The 18,713-nt window shown below is 58.7% G+C and carries 20 protein-coding genes; 4 read left to right on the top strand and 16 right to left on the bottom strand.

Annotation, left to right across the window (positions count from 1 at the left end):
• Nucleotides 1–6: 6 nt before the first annotated feature.
• Entirely contained in the window at nucleotides 7–612 is a 606-nt protein-coding gene (locus tag D8B20_RS18240) for a helix-turn-helix domain-containing protein (RefSeq protein ID WP_145890956.1), read from the bottom strand.
• 43 nt (nucleotides 613–655) lie between these two features.
• On the opposite strand from D8B20_RS18240, the gene D8B20_RS18235 reads away from it, so the two are divergent.
• Together D8B20_RS18235 and D8B20_RS18230 are read left to right on the top strand one after the other, a co-directional pair.
• Complete coding sequence (locus tag D8B20_RS18235) at nucleotides 656–1,351, top strand: B3/B4 domain-containing protein (protein WP_145890954.1); 696 nt, start codon at nucleotides 656–658, stop codon at nucleotides 1,349–1,351.
• A 42-nt stretch (nucleotides 1,352–1,393) separates the two neighbouring features.
• On the top strand, nucleotides 1,394–1,807 hold the full coding sequence (locus D8B20_RS18230; protein ID WP_145890952.1) for a RidA family protein: 414 nt from the start codon (nucleotides 1,394–1,396) through the stop codon (nucleotides 1,805–1,807).
• On the opposite strand, the gene D8B20_RS18225 is transcribed toward D8B20_RS18230, so the two are convergent.
• The 4 genes from D8B20_RS18225 to D8B20_RS18210 form a co-directional block, all read right to left on the bottom strand.
• On the bottom strand, nucleotides 1,752–2,180 hold the full coding sequence (locus D8B20_RS18225) for a nucleotide triphosphate diphosphatase NUDT15 (protein WP_145890950.1): 429 nt from the start codon (nucleotides 2,178–2,180) through the stop codon (nucleotides 1,752–1,754). The two genes, D8B20_RS18230 and D8B20_RS18225, sit on opposite strands and share 56 nt — an antisense overlap.
• A 35-nt stretch (nucleotides 2,181–2,215) precedes the next feature.
• Complete coding sequence (locus D8B20_RS18220) at nucleotides 2,216–2,731, bottom strand: DUF1543 domain-containing protein (RefSeq protein WP_145890948.1); 516 nt, start codon at nucleotides 2,729–2,731, stop codon at nucleotides 2,216–2,218.
• 60 nt (nucleotides 2,732–2,791) lie between these two features.
• Nucleotides 2,792–3,145, bottom strand: a complete 354-nt coding sequence (locus D8B20_RS18215; protein ID WP_145890945.1) for an MmcQ/YjbR family DNA-binding protein — start codon at nucleotides 3,143–3,145, stop codon at nucleotides 2,792–2,794.
• 71 nt (nucleotides 3,146–3,216) lie between these two features.
• Nucleotides 3,217–5,157 carry a methyl-accepting chemotaxis protein gene (locus D8B20_RS18210; protein WP_145890943.1) on the bottom strand — a complete coding sequence of 647 codons (1,941 nt, stop codon included), beginning with the start codon at nucleotides 5,155–5,157 and terminating at the stop codon, nucleotides 3,217–3,219.
• Nucleotides 5,158–5,722: 565 nt separating this feature from the next.
• Between D8B20_RS18210 and D8B20_RS18205 the strand changes: the two genes are divergently transcribed.
• On the top strand, nucleotides 5,723–6,829 hold the full coding sequence (locus tag D8B20_RS18205) for a Fic family protein (protein ID WP_145890941.1): 1,107 nt from the start codon (nucleotides 5,723–5,725) through the stop codon (nucleotides 6,827–6,829).
• A gap of 49 nt (nucleotides 6,830–6,878) precedes the next feature.
• Here the strand turns inward: D8B20_RS18205 and D8B20_RS18200 are convergent, their stop codons facing one another.
• From D8B20_RS18200 to D8B20_RS18190, 3 genes are all read right to left on the bottom strand, one after another.
• Nucleotides 6,879–7,190: a YebG family protein gene (locus tag D8B20_RS18200; protein WP_145890939.1), complete on the bottom strand. Its 312-nt coding sequence runs from the start codon at nucleotides 7,188–7,190 to the stop codon at nucleotides 6,879–6,881.
• A gap of 71 nt (nucleotides 7,191–7,261) precedes the next feature.
• Nucleotides 7,262–8,056, bottom strand: coding sequence for an SIR2 family protein (locus D8B20_RS18195; RefSeq protein WP_145890937.1), 795 nt, complete (start codon nucleotides 8,054–8,056; stop codon nucleotides 7,262–7,264).
• Nucleotides 8,053–8,613 (bottom strand): non-canonical purine NTP pyrophosphatase, encoded by a 561-nt coding sequence (locus tag D8B20_RS18190; protein ID WP_145890935.1) that lies wholly within the window; start codon nucleotides 8,611–8,613, stop codon nucleotides 8,053–8,055. The genes D8B20_RS18195 and D8B20_RS18190 overlap by 4 nt, the downstream gene beginning before the upstream one ends.
• Nucleotides 8,614–8,967: 354 nt before the next feature.
• Between D8B20_RS18190 and D8B20_RS18185 the strand changes: the two genes are divergently transcribed.
• A complete protein-coding gene (locus D8B20_RS18185) occupies nucleotides 8,968–10,335 on the top strand; it encodes a putative bifunctional diguanylate cyclase/phosphodiesterase (protein ID WP_145890933.1) in 1,368 nt (455 codons plus the stop codon).
• A gap of 227 nt (nucleotides 10,336–10,562) precedes the next feature.
• Here the strand turns inward: D8B20_RS18185 and D8B20_RS18180 are convergent, their stop codons facing one another.
• The 8 genes from D8B20_RS18180 to D8B20_RS18145 all read right to left on the bottom strand — a co-directional run bounded on the left by D8B20_RS18180 (nucleotide 10,563) and on the right by D8B20_RS18145 (nucleotide 18,172).
• Entirely contained in the window at nucleotides 10,563–11,468 is a 906-nt protein-coding gene (locus D8B20_RS18180) for an ABC transporter substrate-binding protein (protein WP_145890931.1), read from the bottom strand.
• The gene (locus D8B20_RS18175; RefSeq protein WP_145890929.1) at nucleotides 11,465–12,262 is read right to left on the bottom strand and encodes an amino acid ABC transporter ATP-binding protein; all 798 of its coding nucleotides are present in this window, start codon (nucleotides 12,260–12,262) and stop codon (nucleotides 11,465–11,467) included. Before D8B20_RS18175 ends, D8B20_RS18180 begins: the two co-directional genes overlap by 4 nt.
• Nucleotides 12,246–13,160: an amino acid ABC transporter permease gene (locus D8B20_RS18170; protein ID WP_145890927.1), complete on the bottom strand. Its 915-nt coding sequence runs from the start codon at nucleotides 13,158–13,160 to the stop codon at nucleotides 12,246–12,248. Before D8B20_RS18170 ends, D8B20_RS18175 begins: the two co-directional genes overlap by 17 nt.
• An 11-nt stretch (nucleotides 13,161–13,171) precedes the next feature.
• Nucleotides 13,172–13,684 (bottom strand): GNAT family N-acetyltransferase, encoded by a 513-nt coding sequence (locus D8B20_RS18165; protein WP_145890920.1) that lies wholly within the window; start codon nucleotides 13,682–13,684, stop codon nucleotides 13,172–13,174.
• 9 nt (nucleotides 13,685–13,693) lie between these two features.
• Complete coding sequence (locus tag D8B20_RS18160; protein ID WP_145891620.1) at nucleotides 13,694–14,626, bottom strand: ABC transporter substrate-binding protein; 933 nt, start codon at nucleotides 14,624–14,626, stop codon at nucleotides 13,694–13,696.
• A 15-nt stretch (nucleotides 14,627–14,641) separates the two neighbouring features.
• Nucleotides 14,642–15,955, bottom strand: coding sequence for an LLM class flavin-dependent oxidoreductase (locus tag D8B20_RS18155; protein WP_145890918.1), 1,314 nt, complete (start codon nucleotides 15,953–15,955; stop codon nucleotides 14,642–14,644).
• A gap of 73 nt (nucleotides 15,956–16,028) precedes the next feature.
• Nucleotides 16,029–17,162 (bottom strand): amidohydrolase, encoded by a 1,134-nt coding sequence (locus tag D8B20_RS18150; protein WP_145890916.1) that lies wholly within the window; start codon nucleotides 17,160–17,162, stop codon nucleotides 16,029–16,031.
• Nucleotides 17,163–17,176: 14 nt separating this feature from the next.
• Nucleotides 17,177–18,172 carry an LLM class flavin-dependent oxidoreductase gene (locus D8B20_RS18145; protein ID WP_145890914.1) on the bottom strand — a complete coding sequence of 332 codons (996 nt, stop codon included), beginning with the start codon at nucleotides 18,170–18,172 and terminating at the stop codon, nucleotides 17,177–17,179.
• Nucleotides 18,173–18,713: the final 541 nt, after the last annotated feature.

Genomic DNA, 18,713 nt, shown 5'->3' with positions numbered 1-18,713 from the left:
GCGGCGTCAGTGGCTGTGCATTTCTGCCACTGTCATCGTAAACACCAGCAGCTGCGAGGTGCGGTTGGCATAGCCGTGCGGTGCTGCGGTTCGTGCCACGGCGGCACTGCCCTGCGGCACCTGTAGACTTTGCTCCGCTATGGTCAGGGTCAGTTCGCCCTGCTCCACATGCAGCAACTCCCAGGTGCGCTGCGGGTGTCCCGCAGAGGCAAAACTTTCACCAGGGTGCATTTCCCAGCGCCACAGCTCAATCATATCCGGGCCGCGCGTACCAGCCAGCAGACGTGCCGTGCCACCCTTTTCGCCCTGCCACAGCACCGGCATAGCCGCAGGATCAATCCGGTATGCCGGCGGATCGTCGCTGATATTGACGATCTCGGCCACTGAAAGCCCCAGTGCCGCAGCTACCTTGCAGAGAATAGCAATACTGGGATTGGCACTGCCTTTTTCTATCTCTACCAGCATGCCTTTACTGACGCCGGCGCGACGCGACAGTTCATCCAGCGACAGTTTCTGCTGTTTACGGTGCGTTTTTATGCTGAGCGAAACCGCGCGGCTTACACGGTCAATATCAGATACTGATTCGGTCAATTTATTGACTTTGGACTTCATCGGTCACTATTATGCTCTGAAATGGTCAATACAGGATTATGTAATGGAACAGTTTTCGCCGTCAATTGACGCCTGCATTTTCGACCTCGCCCCCGGCTTCAGCGCGCTAAGTTTGCAGGTGCAGGCCGCGCCGGTCCGGCACCCGGAGACAGGGCGGGATGCTCTGGCGCAGGCCTGTGCGGCTCTGCAGCAGCAGGATTTTCCGTGGGCCGAAGCGCATCTGGCGGCGTGGGCAGAGGTATTTTGCCGCTTTGGGGCGAAACCCAAACGCACCCCCTGCTCTGCGGAAGCGCTGCGTAAACGGGTCGCGCGCGACGGCAGCCTGCCGTCAATGGATCCAATTGTCGATCTTTACAATGCCGTCAGCATCCGTTTTGCTGTGCCGGTCGGGGGCGAAAACATCGCCGCTTACGTCGGCCAGCCGCGCCTGACGCGCGCCAGCGGCAGCGAGGTTTTTGACACCATGAAAGCGGGCGAAGTCAGTCTGGAATCGCCGGAAGCCGGCGAAGTGATCTGGCGGGATGACGCCGGTGTGACCTGTCGCCGCTGGAACTGGCGTCAGGGCGTGCGCACCCGCCTGAGCACCGGACAGCCGCAGATGTGGTTCGTGCTGGAGCGCTTACCGGCGATGCCGGCAGAGGCGCTGCAACAGGCGGGTGATATGCTGGAACAGGGCATCAGACAGATGATGCCGGACGCGGTGATTTCACGCGCATTGCTTTGCGCCGCACCGCAGTAAAGGCTGCGCCTCTGGCGCGGTATTACCCTTACAGGAGTCGGTATGCTGGTTCGTAAAAACTATCCGCAACTGGGGGCGGTGAAAGCGCCCTATGTTCACGCCGTGCGGCATGGCGATACGCTGTATGTTTCCGGGCTCACCGCGTTTGGCACAGCGGCGCAGCAGGCGGATATGGCGGCCCAGGCGGAGGCGATCTTTCAGCAGTTACATCTGCTGGCTGCGCAGGAGAACACCTCGCTGCAGCAGTTGGTTAAAGTCACGCTGTTTGTCACCTCCTTTACCGATATCGATGCACTGCGCGCGGTGCTGTTCCGGCATTACGGCGATCACCTGCCTGCCAGTTCGCTGGTGCAGATCGCACAGCTGTTTTCGCCCGATTTGAAAATAGAGATAGAGGCGATTATTGCCCTGCCGGCTGCGCCAGCGCCTGCAGCGCCGCCAGACCATCACGCGTAATAATGCTCTGCAGCGGGGCAAACAGCGGTGCCGGTAGCGCCTCTGGCGCGAACCACTGCCAGCCTGCGCACTTTTCCGGCTCCAGCCGCTGTGCTTCCCCGCTGGCGTCGTGGGTCACCATTAGCAGCGTAATGTAGTGCTTCCCGGCTTCCGGAAACAGATTACTGACAAAGGGGCCATTTTTCAGGCTGCCGATGCGCAAGCCGGTCTCTTCTGCGGCTTCGCGTCGCGCGCAATCGTCAGGCGTTTCACCGTACTCCAGATGCCCGCCAGGGGTGGACCAGGTCCCCGCACCGTGGCTGCCTCTGCGCTGCCCCAGCAGCAGTTTCCCGGCGCGAAAAATTAATACGCCCACGCCAATTTGTGGTGACATAGCGGCTCCTTATGGTGTGCTTTCTGCGGTACGCGTTATGAACGTTGTCTGAGACCAATCGGCTGATAGCCCTGCCACGCTGGCCGGAGCGGTTCTCCCTCCGCCTGGGGCGTCAGGGTGACATACCAGTCACCGATTTTATCCAGCAGCAGGCAATCATCAACGGCGGCCAGGTTGTCTTTGTGCTGATGGTTCGCCCCCGGCAATAGCGTTGCCAGCGCTTTGGCTTTGGCCTCTCTGGCGTTTTTCGCCACGAAGAGATCAAAGGCGTGGCGTTCAGCCAGCGAGGCGGGATGATAAGCACCGACATTAACGAAAAATAGCCGCCGGTCACTTTTTTCCGGTTTCTCTGACAGCATCACCCGGTAACCGTCCGCCCAGGTGATCCGCGCATAGCCATCAATATGAATTTTATCAGCGTCGCCAAACCAGGCTTCACGCAGCGCCGGCCAGGCTTCCCGGGGCTTGCGCGCAGCGACAAACTGAATGTCATGCACTTCAATATTCGCTTTGCCCGCGCTGCCACCCACATAAAACATAAACAGATCCATCGCATCCTCTCCAGGCGTTTTCCGGCCTGTACCGTGCGTGATTGTTTGCCCGGCACAGTGCTAAAACGTCAGGCGGAAGCTCTCATCCAGCAGCGCCAGAATCGCCTCATCGGCTAGCCCCTGCGTCAGCGTCAGGCTCAGCCAGTGTTCTTTATTCATATGATAAGCCGGAAAGACGCCGGGCTGCAGGCGCAGCGAACCGGAAAGTTCAGGGCGGGTTTTAACATTGATGACATCAAGCGGCGGCCCGGGCGGCAGCCCCAGCTTGTGGGGTTCGAGCGGAAACACCAGCGCAAACCATTTGCGATGTCGGGGGTGGCGCAGCACCGCGTAGTCGCTGTGCTTTTTCCACGGGAAATCCGGCGCAATCTGATAATGCTGCTGAACATACTCAAGCAGGTCATGACGGTACATCGCTGGCTCCGGGTAAGGTAAATCGTGGCACGCAGGCCACGACTTTACCCGGTTTACCTGACCGAAGGCTATCAGCTTAGCTGAAAACGCCCGACGGTCAGCGCCAGCTGGGCGGCCTGATCTTCCAGCGAGCTGGCAGCGGCCGACATCTGCTGCACCAGCGCGGCGTTTTGCTGCGTGGTACCATCCATCTCGTTGACCGCAATGGTCACCTGACCGATGCCCTGCGCCTGCTCGTCGGAGGCCGTGGCAATTTCCCCGATGATGGCGCGTACGGAACTCACCGCCTGCGTCATCTCCTGCATGGTTTTGCCTGCGTCCTGCACCAGCTGTACGCCGCTGCCCACGCGCTGACCCGACTCTTCTATCAGCGCCGCGATCTCTTTCACGGCGTCGGCGCTGCGCTGGGCCAGATTGCGCACTTCTGAGGCCACCACCGCAAAGCCGCGGCCCTGTTCGCCGGCCCGTGCGGCTTCCACTGCCGCATTCAGCGCCAGGATGTTGGTCTGGAAGGCGATGCTGTTGATGATGGCAGTAATGTCGCCGATCTTCTTCGCGCTGTCGTCTATCTGGGCCATAGTCTGTACCACTTCACCCACCAGCACCTCACCGCGGCTGGCAATGCGGGTGGCATTTTCCGTCAGCGTAGTGGCCTGATGCGCATTGGCGGCGTTGTGTTTCACCGTTGCAGTGATCTGCTCCATGCTGGCAGCGGTTTGCTCCAGCGCGGCAGCCTGCTGTTCGGTACGTGAAGCGAGATCGAGGTTGCCGCTGGCAATTTCGCCCGCTCCCTGCCGCACCGAGGCGCTGGCATCCTGAATCTGCCCGACGATATCCCGCAGCTGATTCTGCATGGTGTGCAGCGCGTAGAACAGGCTGCTGTTATCCTGTGCTTTCAGCGTAATGACGTTGTCGAGTTTGCCATCCGCCACGGCCAGCGCCACGCTGACGGCTTCCCGCGGCTCACCGCCAATCGGCTTCAGCACTTTCCGGCTGAATACCAGCCCCAGCAGCGCGCTGACTACCAGAATGCTGATAACCATCAGAATCAGCGCGTTAATCAGCTGCCGATGCGCCGCGGCCATCACTTTACTGACCGGTGCAACCACGCCGAGATACCACTTCAGATCGCTGTTGCCGATGACCACCGGCTGCCAGGTCACCAGCGCATCTTCTCCCAGCAGGGCGTCATGTTGTTCAACCACCGCACTGCTGAAATGATGGGTATCGCCTTTCCACGGTTTGCTGGCCTGGCTTTTATCCGGATAAGACACCACGTTACCGGCGCTGGAGAGCAGCATGGCATAGCCGCTACCTTCCCAGGGTTTGATTTTATTGACTTTATCCTGCAGCGACGCCAGTGAAATATCAGATGTCACCACCGCCTGCAGCTTGCCTTTACTGACAATCGGCGCGGCTACCGACGTCAGCAGCGTCGGCACGCCGTTATAGGCGTAGCTGTAAGGCTCGATCAGCGTGTCCTTCTGGCTCTTTTGCGGGACCAGATAGTAATCGCCCTGGCCCGGCGTAAAGATGGAGGTCAGCGGATGCATGTTGAATGTGCCGGCGGCGTCGCGATCGACAAACACCGCATAGCGTCCTTTGGGTGCAATGCCCGGCTGCGTGGCAAATTCTGCATCGCGGCCATCAAACGCGTTCTCTTCAAAGATCACGGAGACGGAGAGGTAATCGGGATTATCGCGCAGTGCCGACTGTATCAGCTTATCACCCGCCTTGCGGTCGGTGATGCCGGCCTCCGGCAGCGCTATCAGGCTATGCCCCAGGTTGTGGGCCACATCGCGGGCATAACTCAGCTCCTGCTGAATTTGCAGCGCCTGCGTCTGTGCGATCTGCTGCAGGTAGTTTTCCGCGAGAGATTTCTGCTCGCGGCTGGATTGCCAGCTTAGCACGCCAATGGTGACGGCAAAGCCGAGGGTGATGGTTAACGCGCCCGTCAGCAGCATTTGCGTACGGGTGCTCATTTTTTTTGTTTTTAAGGTGTTCGTGGCCATGCTGGCGCTCCTGGAGTTGACACTTTTCTCGCAAAAATGAATCACTCCATGTGCAGCTGCCGTCCTGTCGATCTCTATCGGCCCGGATGCGGATAACTTGATAGCCCCGCCTGGCTGAAGCGGTAACAAAGGACGTTTCGCGATCTGCCTCACCGCCGCCGGCTTTTTAGTGCAGCAGAGACGCCAATTGACGCGATGTTGATCTGGCGCAAGATCGCTCTGTCGCGCTGATGTCAGCTTATTCCTCACTGGCGTATGCGCCGCATCACACGAGGATAAAAACATGACAGGTAAAATGCGTCTGGCGGGGTTACTGGTGATATGGCTGGCTTACGTGGCCTGGATGGTCAGCTATTATTCCGGCACCTTCACGCTGTTCTCGCACTGATTCCTCTCAGCATCCCGGCCGAGCCGGGATGCGCCTGCCTCACCTTTCCTGATTTCACTGGCCTGTGAGCCAAATAACCGCTAATATTCAGCTCATTCATTGAGCCGATTAAGCTATTTATTCGGCTCAACAGGCAAACCGTACCGTGACCGAAATCGGCTCTGGAGGCATCAATCAATGTGGATCTGGCAGCAGCCTGACTGGCCGCACTTCAGCTGGCAGGAAAAACAGCTCTTACCGCTTCTGCGCCAGCTGCAGCAAAAGCGCGGCATGCTGCTGGGCCGCGCCAGCGTGGCGGATGACAGTGATGCACAGACGCTGGATACGCTGCTGACCAATATCCTCTCTTCGTCTGCCATTGAAGATGAACGGGTTAACGCGCAGTCGGTACGATCCTCGCTGGCGCGCCGCTTAGGGGTTTCACTGGCACAGCCGTATCCGGTGTCCGAGCGCTCAGAAGGTCTGGCTACCATGATGATGGATGCCATTACCCAGCGCGAACAGCCGCTGACCCTGACGCGCCTCTTTCAGTGGCATCAGTGGCTGTTTCCGGCCAGCGAGTGGTCACTGAAGCGACTCAACGTTGGCATGCTGCGCGGTGACGAGCCGATGCAGGTGGTGTCCGGGCGTATTGATCGGCCGACAGTGCATTTTGAGGCACCGCCGCGTAACGGGCTGGAGCAGCAGTTGACGGCGTTTATCGACTGGTTTAACCACAGTCGTGATGATGTGCTGCTGGACCCGCTGTTGCGCGCCGCGCTCTGTCACCTGTGGTTTGTCACGCTGCATCCTTTTGATGATGGCAACGGGCGTATCACGCGCGCGCTGACGGACCTGGCGCTGGCGCAGGCGGATAGTCAGAGCATTCGCCTGTACGCGATGTCAGCGTCGATTCTGGCCCGACGCGCCGACTATTACCGCATTCTGCAGGAGACGCAGCGCGGCGCGCTCGACGTCACCGCGTGGCTGGTCTGGTTTCTGGAGGTGCTGGATGACAGCCTGGAACAGGCACTGGCCACCGTCACGCGTATGCAAAACAAAGCGCGTTTCTGGCTGCAGCATAATTCTGCAGAGCTGAATGCCGAACAGACGCGGGTGCTGAATCGCCTGCTGGATGGCGGTGAACAGGGTTTTGCGGCAGGCATCAGCGCCAGCCAGTATCAGAAGGTAGCAAAAGTGAGTAAGGCCACCGCCACACGCCATCTGGCGGAACTGGTGGAAAAGGGGTGCCTGGAGAAATTACCCGGCGGCGGACGCAGTACGCGTTACCAGGTGAAATACTGACGCTGGCGTCGCACGCCGTCGGGAAGGACGGCGCGCAATGCCGGCAGCATCAGGCCGCTTTAACAGCGCGCACTTTCTTTTCCGGGGCAGCGCTGGCGTCGTCTGTCGCCGCGGCGGGAGCAGATTCTGGCAGTTTGCTGGTGCGCAGAATATGCTGAACAGCCTCTTTCTGTTCTGCCAGCAGCATACCCAGCGCTTCGGCCTGCGCTTCATTCATCTCTGGCTGATGTTGCTGCAGCCAGTCGGTGAACGCATCGGCCATATCAAGCATTTTGTCCCAGGCATCTGCGTCTTTTTTATTGGCAAACGTCATCTTCTCTTCACCCTTTCTGACCACAACATATTTGGTTTCGACTGCCATGATGCACCTCGTTTACTGTGTTTATATACAGTATAAATTGATCGGAATGGATGCGCAAGCGCAGCAGCGCATTACGCCAGCAGTTCCTGCAGGAAAGCGGCCAGCGCTTTACGCGGGTCGTCCTCTTCCGACACGATCATCTCAATGCCCCACTGCCCCAGCACCTCTTTGGCCACCGGGTTGTTGCGGTTGGTAAACAGATAGGATTTCGGCCGTGCCGTCGCCAGACCGGTGCGGCCCCACATCTTCGTCAGGCGATAGAACAGCAGGCGGATATTGAAATCGCTGATGCTGTAGCCGACAAACAGGACCGAGTTCCCCATCACATCGTGCGTCAGTTTGATATCCAGCGGCGAGTCAAAATAGAGGCGTTCAAAGTAGCTGCTTTCGTCAAGAACGATCGAGGTATCGTCGTCAAAATCGCCGTGAAGTTTAATGATATGGCGCTTATCTTCGGTCAGGGAGACAAGATCGGCCGCGTTCGCCACCTTACTGTAAGGCACGTTATGCGCTTCGTGCGCCATCTCCAGCCAGCGATCGTAATTAGTGGTATAAATGCGGGAAAAGTTGCCCTGAGTGATCATGGTGTGGATTTCCGAACTGCGGACGTCAATGTCAGGCCGGTGCCACTCCCGATCCATCCAGCTGCGCAACGGGCCCAGCGACCCTTTGCGCTGCTTATAATATTCCGCCAGCGACAGATGCGTGCCGTAGGTATTGAAGATTTTCGGGTCATAGCCCAGTTCGTTCGCCAGGTGCGCAATCAGTTCATGCCACTCCGGCAGCCCGAGGTTGCGGGAGATCCCCGCCCCGGCAAACAGAATCAGTTTTCCGGCGTCATAGGCGCGCTTGAGTTCCGGTTTCATGCCAGGCCCCGTGAAGTTTTCAGAAAGGTCGCGAAGCGGTCCAGCGCAATACGGCGCATGGAGATCTCGTTTTTCAGTTCCCCCATTTCAGCGAACGTCTGCGTGTGGCCCTCCGGGATAAACACGCAGTCCCACTGAAATTCGCGCGGCCCGGCAGGCTGCGGCGCAATGGTGCCGCGCAGTTCGCCTTCAAACTGATACATTTTCCGGCCATCGCAATAGCCCAGCACCGTTTTTGCCGTGACGCTGGCACTGTCCAGACCGCGGACCAGTTTGGTAAAGCGTTCTGCATTCAGGCGGCTCCAGAAGATGCGTGTCAGGCCGGCCGGCAAACCGTTCAGACCATCCAGATATAACCCCGTATGCTCAACAAACAACGGGCGGCCAATAATGGAAAACGCTTTAGTCAGTTTATCGCGCACCAGTTCGACCTCATTTTCAGTCTGGATTTCTTCAATACGTCGTGCGATGGGAACAACGTCCACGCCCACCGGTTCAAGGATGGTACGCACTTCAGCCAGCTTAAGTTCATTGGCAGATAAGAAGCGAATTTTCATTGCGATCAGTATGCTTATGGTTGGTCGTCAGATTAAGCAGCGGTATGTAAGGCCAGCGTCATCATCATTTCGGTAAAAAGCCCGCCTGGCATTCTACCCTGTGGGGCGGCCATAAGGTAGAAACAATCCCGGCCAGGTCATATCGCTGCGTGGCGTCAGCTGTGCTGCATCACATCCGCTAAATATAGCGCCATAAATATTTACGACAGGCCAATCGGTGTATTTAAAGCAAATCTGAAAACGAGACGCGAACCAATAAATTTAAAAAAAACGTCTGTGACAGCCGTCTCGCTTACCCTTAAAATAACGCGGGCAAACATGAAATAATGATGACAATAAAACCGGAAACTGCTGATGATCTCTTATGTGATGTCAGGATACACACGCTTAAGAAACCTGCCCTTCATCCTGCGTGGTGACAGCCCGGAAAAGAAACTGCGGCTGACATTACTGATTGCCGGTGTCGCCAGCATTCTGGCTGGCTGCTATATGCTGCTAGTTAATTTCGGACGTGATAATTTCACCCTCTTCGGCCTGTATCTCTTCAGCACGTTATTGGGCGGCTACATTTCGCTGGCCGCCTTCAGTAACGGGCTGACACGCAATTTATATATTATTACGCATGCGCTGCTCGGCATCATCGTGCTGCTTTTTCTGCTGGATAATCAGCACCTCAGTGGCAAACATTCTGAGTACAATTACCTGATTGCGCTGACGGCGGGTGCGGCGCTGGTATTGCGTTTGCAATCGGTGTATCTCAGTCGGGTGTTTCCGCTGATCTGCCTGGCCGTCTATCTGTTTTTTATCAGTACCGGGCTCATCTGGGAAAATGGCCGTTTTCTGCTGAATATTCCACAGGAGACCGGCTTCTATTTTGTGAACTGCTTTATTCCGGTGAGTGCCCTGCTGCTGACGGTATTTACCTATCGCGGTAATTATTCGGAAACGGATTTAATTAAGCGCGATCTTGCGGATGCCATCGCACATAATCAGCTGGAAATTTACTATCAGCCGCAGGTGGACAGTGAACGCAGACTGATCGGCTTTGAAGCGCTGTTACGCTGGAAGCATCCGGTGAAGGGGTTTATTGCACCTGGCGTATTTATTCCGGTAGCGGAAAAAAGCGGGCTGATTATTCCGATAGGCCGCTGGGTGCTGGAACATATGCTGCAGCAGATGGAAGCGTGGGATCGCGACTATCCCGGTCAGCAGCTGCTGTTCTCAATTAATATCAGTCCGCTGCAGCTGATGCATCGCGACTTTACCCAGGAGACGCTGCTGACCCTGTCGCATTATAAAATCCGGCCGGAACGGCTTAAGTTTGAAATTACCGAAACCACGTTTATTTACGATCAGCCGCGCATCAGCAATGTTATCCGCCATTTTAGCCAGCTGGGGGTGAAATGGGCCATTGATGATTTTGGCGTCGGATACTCTTCGCTGAAATCACTGAGCGATTTTGCCATCGACGACATTAAAATCGATAAATCCCTGATTATGCATATCTTCGAAAACACCTCAGCGGCGATTATTGTGCACAAGACCATTGAGCTTTCACGCGCCATGGGCCTGAATGTGCTGGCTGAGGGCATTGAGAGCGAAGAGTATTTTGAACATCTGCGTAATAAAGGGTGCCACCTGTTTCAGGGCTACCATTTTGCCCGACCGCTGCCTGCGCAGGAAGCCGTCAGCTGGATCAAAAAGTCCGTCGGGGCCGCCTGAGCGGCACGACTCCCTGCCAGAAAACGCCATACTTCCGGGTGCAAAACCGCAACGAACAGACGGGCGCACGCCATCCCACCGCCGCAGGCGTAACGCCTGGCGCGTCAGAACGGCACCGGCCCGGGCGCGGTGCCCGCTGACAGTGAACCTCCGCCGGATTACCCCCCCCTGCCGGGCGGTAAGAACCAGTCTCGCATCCCGCGGTGCCTGCCGGTCATGCCCTGGGTTTACGGATAAACAATGCCAGGCGGGTTCAGCTGTGACGTTGTCACACCTTCCTCCTGCTCACCCCAGCGGGTCAGCACCTGACGATACTGACCGCTGGCGATGGCGCCATTGATCGCCTGCTGTAATGCAGCGTCCAGCCCGTTGCCCTTTTTGGTGGTTACCGCCACCCAGGCGCGATACGGGCCGTGGCCGACGATGCGCGTCTGACCACGGGAAGCCACTTTCCACGCTGCGGTGGCCTGCGGCCCGAACGTTGCGTCAGCGCGGCCGGAAAGCAGCGCCAGCGTGGCCGAAGCATCATCACTGAGGTAAATGGGCTGCAGCGGGGCCAGGCCTTCAGCGCGGTTTCTGGCATCCCAGCCCAGCAGGATTTTCTCCTGATTGGTACCGGAACCGACAATAATGCGCTTACCGGCGATGTCTTCACGCCGCGAAATCGAGGTGATGTGGCTGTCGGCTTTCACCGCAAAGGCATGGTTATCCGCACGATAGGTGGCAAAATCAAACTTCTTTTTGCGCTCCTCCGTCACGGCGATGTTGAACATTGCCACGTCGTAGCGGCCCGCGCTAATGCCCAGCGGCCAGTCTTCCCACGCCGCCGGCACCAGCCGGAGTTTCAGCCCCAGACTCTCCGCCAGCAGGCGGGCGATATCCGGATCGCTGCCTGTCAGCGTGCGGTTATCCGATGCCCACAGGCCGATAGGTGGTGCATTGCTGGCCGAGGTGGCCACCGTCAGATAGCCGGGAGTCACGAAACGGAATCCCGGCGGGATCTTCGCGATCGCCTGCGGGTTGGCCGCAATGTGGACAGGCGTTTCATTGTCCTGCGCGTTCAGCCGCTCGGCCGCCAGCGCTGGCGCGCTCAGCATCAGCACCATCAGGGCGACAGAACGAAAACGCCTCATGACAGCACCCGCGCCAGAAAACGTCGGGTTCGCTCATGCCGGGGCTGATTCAGCACCTGTCCGCTGCTGCCCTGTTCCACCACCCGCCCGTCCACCATAAACACCACGTTGTCTGCGACTTCGCGCGCAAAGCCAATCTCATGCGTGACAATCACCAGCGTGGTGCCCGAACGCGCCAGCTTTTTGATGACATCCAGCACTTCGCCCACCAGCTCCGGGTCGAGCGCCGATGTCGGCTCATCAAACAGCATAACGCGCGGGTTCAGCATCAGCGCACGCGCAATGGCAATACGCTGCTGCTGTCCGCCGGAAAGATGGCGCGGCCAGGCGTCCGCTTTATGGCGTAACCCGACGATGTCCAGCAGTTCTCCGGCGCGGTCGATCGCCGCCCGACGCGACAGCTGCCGATGGGCCACCGGCGCTTCAATCAGGTTTTCCAGCACGGTCAGATGCGGAAACAGATTAAAATTCTGAAACACGTAACCGACGTTGATGCGCTGCCGCAGGATGGCTTTCTCTTTCAGCTCATAGAGTTTGTCGCCCCGGCGCTGATAACCGATGTACTCACCGTCAATCTGGATAAAACCCTCATCAACGCGTTCCAGATGGTTAATGGTGCGCAGCAGCGTGGATTTTCCGGAACCGGATGGACCGAGAATCACGGTGACCGATCCTGGCGCCAGCGCCAGAGAGACATTATCCAGCGCTTTGTGCCGGCCGAATGACTTGCTGACGCCGGTAATGCTGATGGCGCCGGTGGTGTGCTGCGGGCGGTAATCAATGGCTTCGGACATGAGAAAGCTCCTCGTTAGCAGGACGATTGCGCCACTGACGCCAGCGCGACGGTTGAGGTTCCCGGCTCACGCTGCGAGCCAGCCAGCGTTCCACGCTGTGCTGTAACAGCGACAGAACCGTAGTGATGATCAGATACCAGGCGGCCCCCACCATCAGCAGCGGAATAACCTGCTGAGTGCGGTTGTAGATCATCTGAATGGTGTAAAACAGTTCAGGCATCGCCAGCACATAAACCATTGAGGTGCCTTTGGCGAGGCTGATGATCTCATTAAAGGTGGTAGGAATAATCGCGCGCAGCGCCTGCGGCAGAATGATGCGAAACGTCCGCCTCGACGATGAAAGCCCGAGGGCTGAAGCTGCTTCAAACTGACCGTGATCGACGCCGAGAAAGCCGCCGCGAATAATTTCCGCGCTGTAGGCGCTTTGCACCAGCGTTAATCCAATCACCGCCGCCGGGAACTGGCCCAGGACGTTAATGGTCTGGAAATGGCCCCAGGAGAGCGCGGTAAAGGGTACGCCAAACGACAGCGTGTCGTAGAGGTACGAGAAGTTATACAGAATAATCAGCACGACGATCAGCGGCAGCGAGCGAAACAGCCAGATATAGCCAAAGGCCAGCGTGCTCAGCAGCCAGGAGGAGGAGAGCCGCGCCAGCGCCAGCAAACCGCCGAAAATCAGGCTCAGCACCGTGCCGCACAGCGTCAGCAGCAGCGTCTGGCCCAGCCCGTTAAGGATGACCGGGTCAAAGAACCAGCGGGCAAACACTGCCCACTCCCAGCGCGGATTAAAGGCAATGGAATCGATCACTGCCGCAAGGATAAACAGAGCAACGCCAGCCCCGACAATGCGCGCCGGATAGCGCGCGGGGACAACCGTTAAGCGTGTGTCATGGTGCATACTGGCTCTCCTTAGCTGGCGCGGGCTTCGCTGTGTACATCAATCACTTTCAGAAAGCGCAGCCGTCCATCATGCGGGGGCTGCCCGTACACTTCCATATCGTCACGCAGTTCAAACTGCGGCTGATAGCCGTGGCCGATGTAAAGCTGCACGGCTTCCGGCTGGCGGAAGCCAGTGGTGAGATAGACCCGCTGGTAGCCGGCACGCAGCGCACGGCGCTCCAGCTCCTGCAGAATCAGCAGCGCCAGCCCCTGGCGGCGCAGGTCACCGCGCGTCCAGATACGTTTCAGCTCTGCGGTGACGCTGTCGTAAGGCTTGTAGGCCCCCATCGCAATGATGTCGCCGTCCCGCTCCAGCACGATAAACAGCCCGCGCGGCGGCAGATACCATTCAGTCAGTTCGGCTTCGTTATGCTGCTGAAAAAAATCACCGTAGCGCGCGGCGTATTCGCCAAACAGGCCGTGCAGAATCGGCTGCAGCTCTGGCGCTTCCGGCGACACTTCGCGGAAAAATTGCTGGCTCATGGTGCCTCCTTAATCGCCCAGTCCGGGCGGGTTGATTTCAGAATGATCGAGCCGCTCCACGCCTTCCCCCCAGCGGTTGAGCACTTTGTCGTAATCACCGTTTTTAATCACACCGTTGAGCGCGGTATTAATGGGCTGTACCAGACCGTTATCTTTCTTCACCGTGACCGCGATGTGGGCGGCTTTTGGCCAGCCGCCATCGACGCTGCCCACCCGCCGCGTCTGATGCGTAAGCGCGGCTTTCCACGCGCCAATCACATTCGGACCGAAATAGGCATCGGCCCGGCCGGACTGCAGTGCCAGCGTCTGTGCCGCGTCATCTTTGGTGTAAACCGGAATAAAGGGTTTCAGCCCTTTTGCCTGATTGGCTTTATCCCACGCCAGCAGAATCGCCTCCTGATTGGTGCCGGATCCGACGATGATGCGCAGCCCGGCGATATCTTCTGCTTTGTTCAGCGAGGTAATCGGGCTGCTGGTTTTGACGTAGAAGCCCAGGGAGTCTTTACGGTACGTGGCGAAATCAAAACGCGTTTTACGATCTTTGGTCACCGTCACGTTGCTGATCGCCGCATCGTATTTACCGGAGGCAACGCCCAGCGGCCAGTCTTCCCATGAGGTGGGGACCACGTTGAGTCTGAGGCCCAGGCTATCGGCCACCAGCCGGGCGATATCCACTTCGCTGCCCAGCAGGGTTTTATTGTCGTCGCTGAACACGGTCAGCGGCGGCGAGTTCTGTGCCGCCACCGCAACGGTAAAGGCACCGGGCACGGCAAAACGATGTCCCGCCGGGATTTGCGCCACGGCCGCCGGGTTTGCAGGCGTATTGACCGGGACTTTGTTGGCGGCCAGGCTGACAGCCTGCCCATTCAGCGCCACGTCTTCCGCGCTGGCTGCACCACTCAGGCCCAGCAACAGCAGCATCATCAGGGTTTTCTTCTGCATCATATTTTCTCGTGGTTATTGTTGTGTGAACTGATTTCGCGGCTCCTGCAGGCCAAAGCTGGCGCGCAGCGTGTTGCCGGGATAGGCCGTGCGCGTCAGGCCGCGCGCCTGCAGAATGGGGATCACCTGGTCAACAAAGCGTTCAAAGGTATCCGGCGTTCCGCCCTGAATAATGAAGCCGTCGGTGGCCTCGCTCTCAAACCAGTGCTGCAACCCGTCCGCCACCTGCGCTGGCGTGCCGTGAAATAGCGGACGCGGCGTCGCGGCTTCCAGCGCAGCCTGGCGCAGGGTGTGGCCGTGCTCGCGCGCTTTGCGCTTGATCTCATCCGTTGTGCTGCGGAAGCTGTTCTGGCCGATGTCGCCAATGTCCGGGAATGGCGCATCAAGGGGATATTGCGAAAAATCGTGATGATCAAAGAAGCGGCCCAGATAATTCAGCGCGTCCTCAATCGATACCAGCGCGGCGGTGGTCTGATACTGGTGTTCAACCTCTGCGGCATCTTCGCCGACGATGACGCTGACGCCCTGGAAAATGTGCAGATCGCCGGGCGCGCGGCCGTTTGCCACCAGCTGCTGTTTCACATCCTGATAGAATGCCTGCGCCTCTTCCCGCGTCGCCTGATGGGTGAAGATGGCGTCTGCGTGGCGCGCGGCCAGCCTGCGGCCGTCTTCTGACGCACCGGCCTGGAAGATCACCGGCCGCCCCTGCGGTGTGCGTGCGATATTCAGCGGCCCCTGCACCTGGAAGAAATCGCCGTGGTGGTTGAGGGTGTGCAGTTTGCTGGCATCAAAAAACTGACCGCTGGCTTTATCGCGCACAAACGCATCGCCCTCCCAGGAGTCCCACAGTCCTTTCACCACCTGCAGATACTCATCGGCGATGCGATAGCGCAGCGCGTGTTCCGGATGCTGCTGCCGGGAAAAGTTCTTCGCCGATCCTTCCAGCGGTGACGTCACCACATTCCAGCCGGCACGGCCGCCACTCAGATGGTCAAGGCTGGCAAACTGCCGCGCCACGGTGAAGGGTTCGCTGTATGACGTGGAGACGGTGCCCACCAGGCCCAGATGCGTGGTAACGCCGGCCAGCGCGGAGAGCAGCGTCAGCGGTTCGAACCGGTTAAGAAAGTGTGGTATCGACTTCTCATTGATATACAGCCCGTCGGCCACAAACAGAAAATCAAGTTTGCCGGCCTCGGCCTTGCGCGCAATACGGCGCGCATAGTCAAAGCTGATGCTGGCATCCGCCTGAGCCGCCGGATGGCGCCACGCGGACATATTTCCGGATGCCCCATGCAGCATGGTGCCCAGTCGCAGTTGTCGTGCAGTCATAGCATTCTCTCTTGTGCGGTGGCACAGCGGGCGATCAACCGTCGCGCCGTGCCCGGAGGTAAAGGAAACGTAATCAGTTCAGAAGGGAATCGGGACATCGTGCCGCCAGCTGCTGCAGCGCCTGCTGCGCCAGCTGGCTGAAGTAGCGGGCCGCAGGAGCAATCAACGCTTCATCGGGATTGAATCCGCCGTGATGCAGACCAAAGGCGCTGGCGCTGCCAATGCTGACAAACGCGCCGGGAACATGCTGTAAGTAATAGGCAAAATCTTCACCGCCGAGGTGCAGTTCTGCCGTTTGCACCTGGTAGCCAGCCTGCTGCGCAACCTCACTGGCGAACTGCGCCCAGCGGGCGTCATTGATCAGCACCGGCGGACCGGGATGCCAGCTGAAGGTGGCACGGGCTCCGCTGGCAGCCGCCACCGCTTCGGCGATCTGCTGCGCGCGCTGCGCCAGCCCGGCGCGCACCTGCGCATCATGAGTGCGCACCGTGCCGCCGAATTCGGCTTCTCCGGCGTCGGCCGGGCTGGCTTTTTGCGCGGTAATGCGCGTGACGCTCAGCACCAGGCTATCCAGCGTGTTAAAGCTGCGGCTGGTCAGCGATTGCAGTGCCTGAATAATCTGACTGGCAATCAAAATGCTGTCCGAACCAGGCGCGGGCTGTACCCGCACCACGAACTTATCCGCGTTGGCATAAAAAGCCCCGGCGCGCGTGGCGAAGTGGCCAACCGGCAGAGAGGGTTCGTTATGCATACCAAAGATCGCCTGCACGTTAGCCAGCACGCCTGCGCCAATCAGTCTGCGCGCCCCGGTAGCGTTCTCTTCCGCCGGCTGAAACAGCAGACGCACGCGGCCCGGCAGCCGATCTTCCTGCGCTTTCAGCTGCAGCGCAGCGCCCAGCATCACCGCGCTGTGTATATCATGGCCGCAGGCATGCATGACGCCGCTGTTACGCGATCGGTAACTGAGACCGGTGGCTTCGTGCACTGGCAGGGCATCAATGTCAGCGCGCAGCGCGATCAGCGTGTTCCCCTGTCCGACTTCGGCAACCACGCCGGTTTCCAGCGGATAATCCGCCAGGCGGATATCGGCCTGCTGCAGCCAGCGCCGTAGCCGTGCCGTGGTTTCCACTTCCTGACCAGATAATTCCGGCCAGCTGTGCAGTTCGCGGCGCCAGTCAATCAGCTGCTGTTCGCTCTCATGCGTCATGCGGCCTCCGCGTCTCAGGCTGTAGCCAGGCGGTGGGTCGCCAGCAGTTCAAGGGATTTCACCCGCGCCCGCGCTTCCGCAACCGGGGTATCAATGATGAATTCTTCAATGCCAAAGCGCTGATGCAGCGAGGCCAGCTGGGCATGCACCTGCGCCGCAGTGCCCTTGAGCAAGGACGGGGTGCGTGGCTCGATCACGTAGTCGGTATATCCGCCCTGCCGCACGTAGCGCTCGGCCTGCTCCACGCTGGCCACATTCACACTTTGTCCGCCCTTCACCCGCACATGATAGAGCCGCAGCGTCTCTGTCAGCTGATCCGCAGCGGCCGGCGAATCCGCCACGATTGCCTGCACGGCCACCAGCGCGCGCTGACCGTTACTGAGCCGATGGTAAGTGGTAAGCACCGCCTGCATCAGCTCGGGATCGCCATTATGGTGAGCGGCAAAAACCAGCTGCCAGCCCCGCTCTGCCGCCAGCTGTGCGCTCTCTATGCTGGCCCCCAGCAGAAAGCGACTGGCCGGACGCGGCGGCTGTGGCGTCGCGCGCAGGCTCTCTTCATCGCCCACCGGCGGCACCGTGAGCCAGCTTTCCAGCAGTGCAAGCTGCTCAGCAAAGCTGCCTTTTTCCGCCTGACTGACGCCCAGTTGCAGTGCGCGCGTTGAGAGCGGCAGGCCGCCCGGCGCTTTGCCGACGCCGAGGTCAATACGGCCCGGTGCCAGCGATGCCAGCAGGTTAAAATTTTCGGCCACCTTGTAAGGACTGTAGTGTTGCAGCATCACCCCGCCCGATCCGACGCGGATATGCCGGGTCTGACCGACAATCCAGGCAATCAGCAACTCAGGCGACGGGCTGGCAAGCGCTTCGGTGTTGTGATGTTCTGCCAGCCAGAAACGGTGATAACCCCAGGCTTCAGCCTGCTGCGCCAGCCGCAGGGTGCGGTGCAGCGCCTGACTGGCACTCTCTTCGGCAACGACCGGTGATTTATCCAGCAGGCTCAGTTGATAGGACATGCGCCTTATCCTTGTCGTAATGAATATGGCGCTCAGTGTGGAGTGACAGAGACGAATTGGTAAAACATCATATTTTCGTATGCTTTTTTATATTAAGCATATTGCGCAGGCAGGCATCGCGCGGGATGAAATAGCGGGGCTTATGCCGCCGGTCAGGCGGATAATGCTGATGTTCCCTGATGACAATGGCTGTTTTTCTGGCGGTAAATACCGAATCCGGGAAAGCACTGCATAAAAAAGCCAATAACGCGTGCAGGCGTGAAAGGATTATTTCAGCGCTGCTGCCCTTCCCGCCGCACTATTTAAGCGAATGCGGGCAATCTGGTTTGCATATAGGGTGGTGATTGCCCCCTCAGGCGCTATTTTTCAGCGACTGATGCGTCTGGTGCCATCACGCACAGACTTCAGCCAGATAAAATCCGCCGGCGGCGCTGCCGGCCAGAGTAATACGGCCAGCAAAACGGCAATCGCGGTTTTGCCCGTGCTGGTATGGCCGCTGAGGCCATCATGAATCCAGATATTACGCAGCGTGATTAATTAT

The organism is Candidatus Pantoea soli, assembly GCF_007833795.1.
GTDB lineage: Bacteria > Pseudomonadota > Gammaproteobacteria > Enterobacterales > Enterobacteriaceae > Pantoea > Pantoea soli.
This window is presented reverse-complemented; position numbering and strand designations above follow the sequence as displayed.